This is a genomic window from Streptomyces sp. NPDC088124 (assembly GCF_040685895.1).
Lineage (GTDB): Bacteria > Actinomycetota > Actinomycetes > Streptomycetales > Streptomycetaceae > Streptomyces.
Window position 1 is genome coordinate 37,219 of sequence record NZ_JBFBJB010000072.1, and the last position, 7,280, is coordinate 44,498.

6 protein-coding genes are annotated in these 7,280 nt (G+C 70.9%); 4 read left to right on the forward strand and 2 right to left on the reverse strand.

What is annotated here, in order from left to right; translation table 11 throughout:
* Nucleotides 1-202: 202 nt before the first annotated feature.
* The gene (locus AB0P17_RS37840; protein ID WP_365818608.1) at nucleotides 203-1,783 is read left to right on the forward strand and encodes a S8 family serine peptidase; all 1,581 of its coding nucleotides are present in this window, start codon (nucleotides 203-205) and stop codon (nucleotides 1,781-1,783) included.
* 113 nt (nucleotides 1,784-1,896) lie between these two features.
* Nucleotides 1,897-3,246 carry an NACHT domain-containing protein gene (locus tag AB0P17_RS37845; protein ID WP_365818610.1) on the forward strand — a complete coding sequence of 450 codons (1,350 nt, stop codon included), beginning with the start codon at nucleotides 1,897-1,899 and terminating at the stop codon, nucleotides 3,244-3,246.
* Here AB0P17_RS37845 and AB0P17_RS37850 read toward each other — a convergent pair.
* Nucleotides 3,243-4,004: a VIT family protein gene (locus AB0P17_RS37850; protein ID WP_365818612.1), complete on the reverse strand. Its 762-nt coding sequence runs from the start codon at nucleotides 4,002-4,004 to the stop codon at nucleotides 3,243-3,245. The two genes, AB0P17_RS37845 and AB0P17_RS37850, sit on opposite strands and share 4 nt — an antisense overlap.
* 117 nt (nucleotides 4,005-4,121) lie before the next feature.
* Between AB0P17_RS37850 and AB0P17_RS37855 the strand changes: the two genes are divergently transcribed.
* Nucleotides 4,122-5,246, forward strand: coding sequence for a DEDDh family exonuclease (locus AB0P17_RS37855; protein WP_365818614.1), 1,125 nt, complete (start codon nucleotides 4,122-4,124; stop codon nucleotides 5,244-5,246).
* A gap of 182 nt (nucleotides 5,247-5,428) precedes the next feature.
* Here the strand turns inward: AB0P17_RS37855 and AB0P17_RS37860 are convergent, their stop codons facing one another.
* Nucleotides 5,429-5,677 carry a hypothetical protein gene (locus AB0P17_RS37860; RefSeq protein WP_365818616.1) on the reverse strand — a complete coding sequence of 83 codons (249 nt, stop codon included), beginning with the start codon at nucleotides 5,675-5,677 and terminating at the stop codon, nucleotides 5,429-5,431.
* Between the two features lie 448 nt (nucleotides 5,678-6,125).
* On the opposite strand from AB0P17_RS37860, the gene AB0P17_RS37865 reads away from it, so the two are divergent.
* The coding region (locus AB0P17_RS37865; RefSeq protein WP_365818618.1) for an Ig-like domain-containing protein at nucleotides 6,126-7,280 on the forward strand (1,155 nt) is incomplete at its 3' end.

A 7,280-nucleotide genomic window follows, 5' to 3' on the forward strand; every position in this document is an offset into this window, starting at 1 on the left:
GCGCGTAGGTACTGGTCCCTCTGACAACGGCACGGGAGGCATGGCGAAGCGGTTCAACACCGGCCTTTTTCTTCCGGTTCTTCCGGAAAGGATTCTGGAAGTGATTGATGAGCGCGGCTGGTCGGCGATAACTTCACTGGTCATGTACCCGTCCAGGCGTAGCCCGCGCCCGGACGGCTCTCACGGATGATGTGGAGAACCCATGGCTCATCTGGGATCCAGACGGCGGCGCGTCCTCGCGCTGCCCGCAGGTCTGGCCCTCACCGTCACGCTCGGCTTCCTGCCGGCGGGGACGGCCACGGCCGCGGTCACGGCCCCGGAAGGCGGTCCGTCCGCCCCGGTCGTGACGGACGGGCCGAAGCTCTCGTACGTGGTCAACACCCGCGGCGGGCGCTCCACGGCCCGGTCGGTCGAGAAGGCGATCGGCAAGGCCGGCGGCACGGTGGTGACGACGTACGACCGCATCGGGGTGATCGTCGCCACCTCGCAGAACCCCGACTTCGCCGCGACGGTCCGCAAGGTCAGGGGTGTCGACTCGGCCGGCGCGACCCGTACCTCGCCGCTGCCCTCGCAGTCCACGACGGACCTCGGGGCGCCCCAGGAGGTGACGGCCGAGGAGATCGCGGCGGCGACCGCCAGGGCCGAGCGCGCGAACAAGCAGGCGGGCGGGGCGTCGGGCCGGGCACTGGCCCAGGACCCGCTGGAGCCCCTGCAGTGGGACCTGCCCGCCATCAAGGCGGACAAGGCCCACGAGAAGACCCTCGGCAGCAAAAACGTCACTGTGGCGGTCATCGACACGGGCGTGGACGACACGCACCCGGACATAGCCCCGAACTTCGACCGCGCCGCCTCCGTCAACTGCGTGAGCGGCAAGCCCGACACGGCGGACGGCGCCTGGCGGCCGACCGCCGAGGAGAGCCCGCACGGCACCCATGTGGCGGGTGAGATAGCCGGGGCGAAGAACGGCGTCGGGATCACCGGTGTCGCGCCGGGCGTGAAGGTCGCCGGCATCAAGGCGTCCACCCCGGCCGGGTACTTCTTCACCGAGGCCGTCGTGTGCAGCTTCGTCTGGGCCGCCGAGCACGGCGTGGACGTGACGAACAACAGCTACTACACCGACCCGTGGTACTTCAACTGCACGAGCGACCCGGACCAGAAGGCCCTGGTCGACTCGATCACCCGGGCCACCCGGTACGCGGAGAGCAAGGGCACGGTCAACGTGGCCGCGGCGGGCAACGAGAACTACGACCTCGCGGCCGACTCGATCACCGACCCGAGCAGCCCGAACGACTCGACGCCGGGTGAGCGGGTCATCGACCCGTCCACGTGCTTCGACATACCGACCCAGCTGCCCGGTGTGGTGACGGTCGCGTCCACCGGCGCCAAGAACCTGAAGTCCTCCTTCTCCAACCACGGTCTGGGCATCATCGACGTCGCTGCCCCGGGCGGCGACTCCACCCGCTACCAGACCCCGGCCCCGCCGGCGACCAGCGGTCTGATCCTCGGCCCGCTGCCGGGCGGCGGCTGGGGCTACATGGCCGGTACGTCGATGGCCTCCCCGCACGCCGCGGGCGTGGCGGCCCTGCTGAAGTCGACGCACCCGCACGCCCCCGCGTGGGCGATCAAGGCGCTGCTGAAGGCGCAGGCGGACGACGTCGCCTGCCCGGAGGCGTACGACATCGACGGTGACGGCCGGATCGACGCCGTCTGCGAGGGCGGCAAGCGCTACAACAGCTTCTACGGGGCGGGCCTGGTCGACGCCCTGGCCGCTGTCAGCAAGTAGCGGCGCACAGCACCGGGCGCGGGCCGTCCACCGGGCGGGCCCGCGCCCGAACACACCCCCGGCGTCCCCGGACGACCGTACGATCATCCGTACCGGCGTCGGGGGAGGCTGCTGTGTCAGGTCCGGAAGTGCTACTGATCCGTCTCGCGGGTACGGTCGCGGGCGCGATCGCCAAGTCCCCGCTGACTCCACGGCCGGGCGCGGCCCTGGTCGGTGACCCGGTCCGCCCGCTCCCTCGTCCGGTGGGCCAGGACGCCCCGCGCCGCCTGGCAAGAGTCCTGGCCGGACGCCTCTCCGACGCGTACGCCGCACTCCCCGAGCACGAACGGCAGGCGGCGGCCGACTCCGTACAGGACACCTTCGCGGCGGCGGGCGCCCTCGACGCGGAGTTGCTCTTCTCGCTGGACCTGGACCCGGCCCGGCTGTGTGCCCGGTTACGGGCCCCGGCGGCGGGGCTGAGCGAGCGAGCACTCGGGCTGTACGACGAACTGCTCGGGCTGTGCTGCGCGCATGTGGTGGAGCAGCTCACGGCACACCTCTCGTTCACGGCCCGGGCGGCGGTGGAACAGACCCGGGCGGCGGGGCGCACACGGGAGCTGGTGGAGGACGTACGGGACCGGATGGGCCCGCGCCCCGCCGCTGCCGCGCTGGAGTTCGAGGGGCGGTACGCGGAGTATGTGGCGGCCGCTCAGAGCCGGCTGGAGCTGTACGGGCTGACGCTGGGCCGGTCGGCGGGCGAATGGCCGCTGGACACGGCCTACATCAGCCTCGCGGTGACGGGTGAACCGGCCGGCGACCGCTGGGAGTTCCACGGGGCCGGGGTCGTCGGCCAAGGCCCGGTCAAGGCCGAACAGGCCCTGCGGGGCGCGCGCCGGGTGGTGCTGCGCGGCCCGGCCGGCTCCGGCAAGAGCACGCTGGTCCAGTGGCCGGCGCTGAACGCGGCCCGGCGCACCTTCCCCGCCGAACTCGCGGCGTGGAACGCGTGCGTGCCGTTCGTCCTGCGGCTGCGCGCGTTCACGACCTCCGCCGAACTGCCGCTGCCCGCCGACTTCCTGCGGGCGGCGGGGGTGCCACTGGGCGCCTCGGCACCCGCGGGGTGGGTGGAAGACCTGCTGACGAGCGGCCGGGCGCTGGTGCTGGCGGACGGGGTGGACGAGGTCCCGGCGCGGCTGCGAGCCCGTACGGAGAGCTGGCTGAAGTCCCTGATCGCGGCGTTCCCGAAGGCGCGGTACGTGGTGACGACGCGGCCCTCCGCCGTTCCTGAGGGCTGGCTGACGGGCCACGGTTTCACCGCGCACTCTCTGCTGCCGATGGAGCGCGGCGACATCCGCGCGTTCGTCAGGCACTGGCACGACGCGGCGCGCCGGGAGTGCCCGCCGGACGCGGCTCAGCTCGATACGTACGAACAGACGGTCCATGGCGAGGACGCGTTCCCGCCCGGTCAGCTCATCCGCATCGGTTAGACCCCCGCCGCCCCCAGCAACGTCCCCGCCCCGTACGTCACCCCCATCGCCAGGGCTCCCCCGGCCATGTTGCGCAGCAGCGCGGGCCGCACCGCCGCCGAGCCCAGGCGGGCGCTGACCCAGCCGGTCAGGGCCAGGGCCGCCAGGACCGACAGGACCGTGATCCAGAGGCGCAGGGAGGCCGGCGGGAGCACCATCGCCAGGAGGGGGAGCAGCGCGCCCGCCGTGAAGGCGAGGAAGCTGGCGCCCGCCGCGTGCCAGGGGTTGGTGAGGGCGTCGGGGTCGATGCCCAGTTCCACGCTCGCGTGGGCGCGCAGGGCGTCGCGGTGGGTGAGTTGTTCCGCGGCTTCCCTCGCCACGTCCTGCGAGAGCCCGCGGGCCGCGAGCATCTCCGTCAGCTCGTGCAGTTCGGCCTGCGGCTGCTCGCGGAGTTCTCGCTTCTCCGTCTCCAGTGCCGCCTTCTCCGAGTCGCGCTGGGTGGAGACCGATACGTACTCCCCCGCCGCCATGGACATCGATCCGGCCAACAGCCCGGCCAGCCCGGCCGTGAGCAGGGTGGAGCGGGCCTGGGTGGCACCCGCGACCCCGACGACGATGCCCGCCGTGGAGACGATGCCGTCGTTCGCGCCGAGGACGGCCGCGCGCAGCCAGTTGAGCCGGGGGCCCAGGGAATCACCATGGGGTTCGTCGTGGGGCTCGTGACGGTGTTCGTGACGGGGTTCGCCGGACGGTTCATCCTGATGCGTGGGGTCGGTCATTCCGCCAAGGTCTCACCCCGGGGCCTCGTGGCGCCCGTACCGACCCGCCCGTCAAGGCCGTTGACGGGGCAACGGCTGACCGGGCAACAGCACTGTCGGTCCCGGCCCGTATTCTCTGTGACCATGCTTGACGACCAGACGCAGACGACTTCAGCGGCATGGCCGACCGCCTATCCACAGGGGTACGCGGTGGTCGACGTCGAGACCACCGGTCTCGCCCGCGACGACCGGATAATCTCCGCCGCCGTCTACCGTCTGGACGCCCTCGGCAATGTCGAGGACCACTGGTACACCCTCGTCAACCCGGAGCGCGATCCGGGACCTGTGTGGATCCACGGTCTGACGAGTGAGGTGCTGGCGGGCGCGCCGCTCTTCCCCGAGGTGGCCGAGGAGCTGGCCGAGCGGCTGGACGGGCGGGTGCTCGTGGCGCACAACGCGATCTTCGACTGGTCGATGATCGCCCGGGAGTACGCGCGCGCGAAGCGCACCGCCCCCACCCGGCAGCGGCTGTGCACCATCGCGCTCTCCAAGGAGCTGGGCCTGCCCCTGCCCAACCACAAACTGGAGTCGCTCGCCGCGCACTTCGGTGTCGTACAGCGGCGCGCGCACCACGCGCTGGACGACGCCCGGGTGCTGGCCGAGGCGTTCCGGCCGAGTCTGCACGCCGCGGCGCGGGGCGGCGTACGGCTGCCGCTGCTGGAGTGCCGGCCGCTGACCGAGTGGTCCGACGCCCCGTCGCGGCCCCGGGTCGGGTATCAGCCGTCGTACGGCCAGGCCTCGCACCGTCAGACGAGCTGGCGGCCGTCGCGCAAGCGGCCCGCCTGTCCCTATCCGAACCCGGGGCGGTACGTGCCGGGCGGGACGCTGCAGCAGGGGATGCGGGTGGCGTTCTCGGGGGACACGTCCGTCGACCGGGAGCTGCTGGAGGACCGGGCGGTGGAGGCGGGGCTGCATGTCGCGACGAGCGTGTCCCGGCTGACGAGTCTGCTGGTGACGAACGATCCGGGGTCCTCGACGTCGAAGACGGTCAAGGCGGCGTCGTTCGGGACCCCGGTCGTCGACGAGGCGGCCTTCACCCAGCTCCTGCGGGACGTGACGCCCGCGGGCGGTTCGACGGGGCGGACGGCCGCCCGTGGCGCCGGTCCGGACCATGGCGCCGTACCGGCGGAGCACTCCGTACCACCGGGCCGTCCCGTACCCGCGCAGGAGTCGGCCCCCGGGCTGTTCCCCACAGACGAGTGACCGGACGGATGGATTGACGCGGCACGCGGTGCGAGGTCTGCGGTGAGCCGGGGGGCCGGCGCACCGCGACATCCACCTACCACCGCACCGAGCAGCGTCCCGAACAGTGTGGCGCACTCAGCGTCGCCGGCTCGCAACCGGATGGTCTCGTGCGGGATCTCGTATGGCGCAGGGCCCCTTGGTCATACGGCAGAGCCAACCTTGTCCACAATGCCGGCCTTGCCCTCTGCACGCGAGCAGTGGGCGCCGCAGTACCAGTGACCCTCGACCTCGACTCCCTGGCCGAGGATCTGGACGCGACAGTGCTCACAGATAGGGGCCATCCGATGAATCGCACAGGCAAACGAATCGAAGACGTGACGTGATCCGTCCTGGGTCTCGACAGTGAATGCCAGCTCGTAGTCGTTCCCACACACTTCGCAACGTGTCATACGTCTCATCGTCAAAGGCCGGGCAGGGCACTGGCAAGCCGACAGTGCCCTGCCGACCTGGCGTTCCACCTGGTCGGCGTAGCGGTTCACTTCGAGTCCATCAGTTCCAGGATCTCATCCATCTGCGCTTCGATCAGAAACGGAACTCTTTTCCCCTTCCGGATAGCGATGCGGCAGGCGCGCCAAGGCGTCGCATGAGGGTTTCCCACCTCGCGCGCCCCGAAGTGCGCTACGCCGAAGGGGTGGGATACCACTCGGCACTCTGGCCTACTCCACAACCAAAGCCCCTAATGAGGATATCGGCGGGTGATGTCTTCAACTCCGCGCGCAACAAGGGGCATTCAGGAACGCGTATGGGCTTTCTCCTGTACGTCCCGCACTCCGGCCGCACGCCACACAGACGATGGTGATCACCTGCTTTCGTGCGTCATCCGAAAGGAGACATGTCATGGCCAGTTCAATCACAACGGTGACTTCGGCGCCGGATCCGTCCGCCTTCGGCCAGTCGGTCACCCTCAGCGCCACCGTCCAGCCGGAACTCGCCGGCGGCCCCGTCCCGACCGGCAGTGTCGAGTTCGTCGTCGACGGCGTGTCCGTCACGACGATCGGGCTCGACGGAAGCGGGCAAGCCCAGTACACGACCACGGACTTGGATGTGGGTCTCCACGCGGTGGAGGCCAACTACTCGGGTGACGCCGAGTACGACCCGTCCACGGGCGCGGACACCCAGGACGTCACCCTCGCGAGAACGACCACCACCCTGTCCTTCGACCCAGAACCCTCGTTCTGCGGCGAGGCGGTCACCTTCACCGCGCAGGTGACGCCCGTTCCGCCGGGCGCGGGAACCCCGACCGGACTGGTGTCCTTCATCATCAGCGACGACGGTCCGGTGCTGAGCGCCCCCGTGGATCAGAACGGGCAAGCCCAGGTCACGCTCAGCGACCTGCATGTCGGCTTCCACCAGGCAGCCGCCTTCTACACCGGCGACGCGGACTTCGATGCGTCGAACTCTCCCCTGACGCTCCACGTGGTGGAGCACGCGCCCGTCTCGGTCGCCGTCTCCGCCGACCCCGACCCGTCGGTGTGCGGCGCCACGGTGACACTCTGCGCAACCGTGGCGCCCGTCTCCTCGGGCATCGGCAGCCCGTCGGGCTCGGTGACCTTCACCGGCCCCGGCGGGTTGAACACGACGGTCACGCTGAACGCGAGCGGCACGGCCTGCGTGACCACGACCGTGCTGGAGACCGGCACCGTCACCGTCGCCTACGGCGGGGACGCTTGTTACGCGAGCGCGACCGGCACCTTCGATGTGACCGTCGACCAAGCCTCCACCACGACCACCGTCTCGGCGGGCCCCAACCCCTCCGTATGCGGCGAGACGGTAAAGGTGTGCGCGACCGTAACGGCGGTCGCACCCGGCAGCGGCACCCCCACCGGAACCATCACCTTCACCGGACCCGGCGGACTCAACACCACCGTCCCCCTGGACACCAACGGCACCGCCTGCGTCACCACCAGCACACTGGGAACCGGCACCGTCACCGCCCTCTACAACGGCGACACCTGCTTCACCGCCTCGACCGGCACCTTCGACGTGACCGTC

Excerpts from the sequence above, each read along its gene's own strand:
- AB0P17_RS37860 (WP_365818616.1), bottom strand. The coding sequence starts at position 5,677 with ATGACACGTTGCGAAGTGTGTGGGAACGACTACGAGCTGGCATTCACT.
- AB0P17_RS37840 (WP_365818608.1), top strand. The coding sequence starts at position 203 with ATGGCTCATCTGGGATCCAGACGGCGGCGCGTCCTCGCGCTGCCCGCA.
- AB0P17_RS37850 (WP_365818612.1), bottom strand. The coding sequence starts at position 4,004 with ATGACCGACCCCACGCATCAGGATGAACCGTCCGGCGAACCCCGTCAC.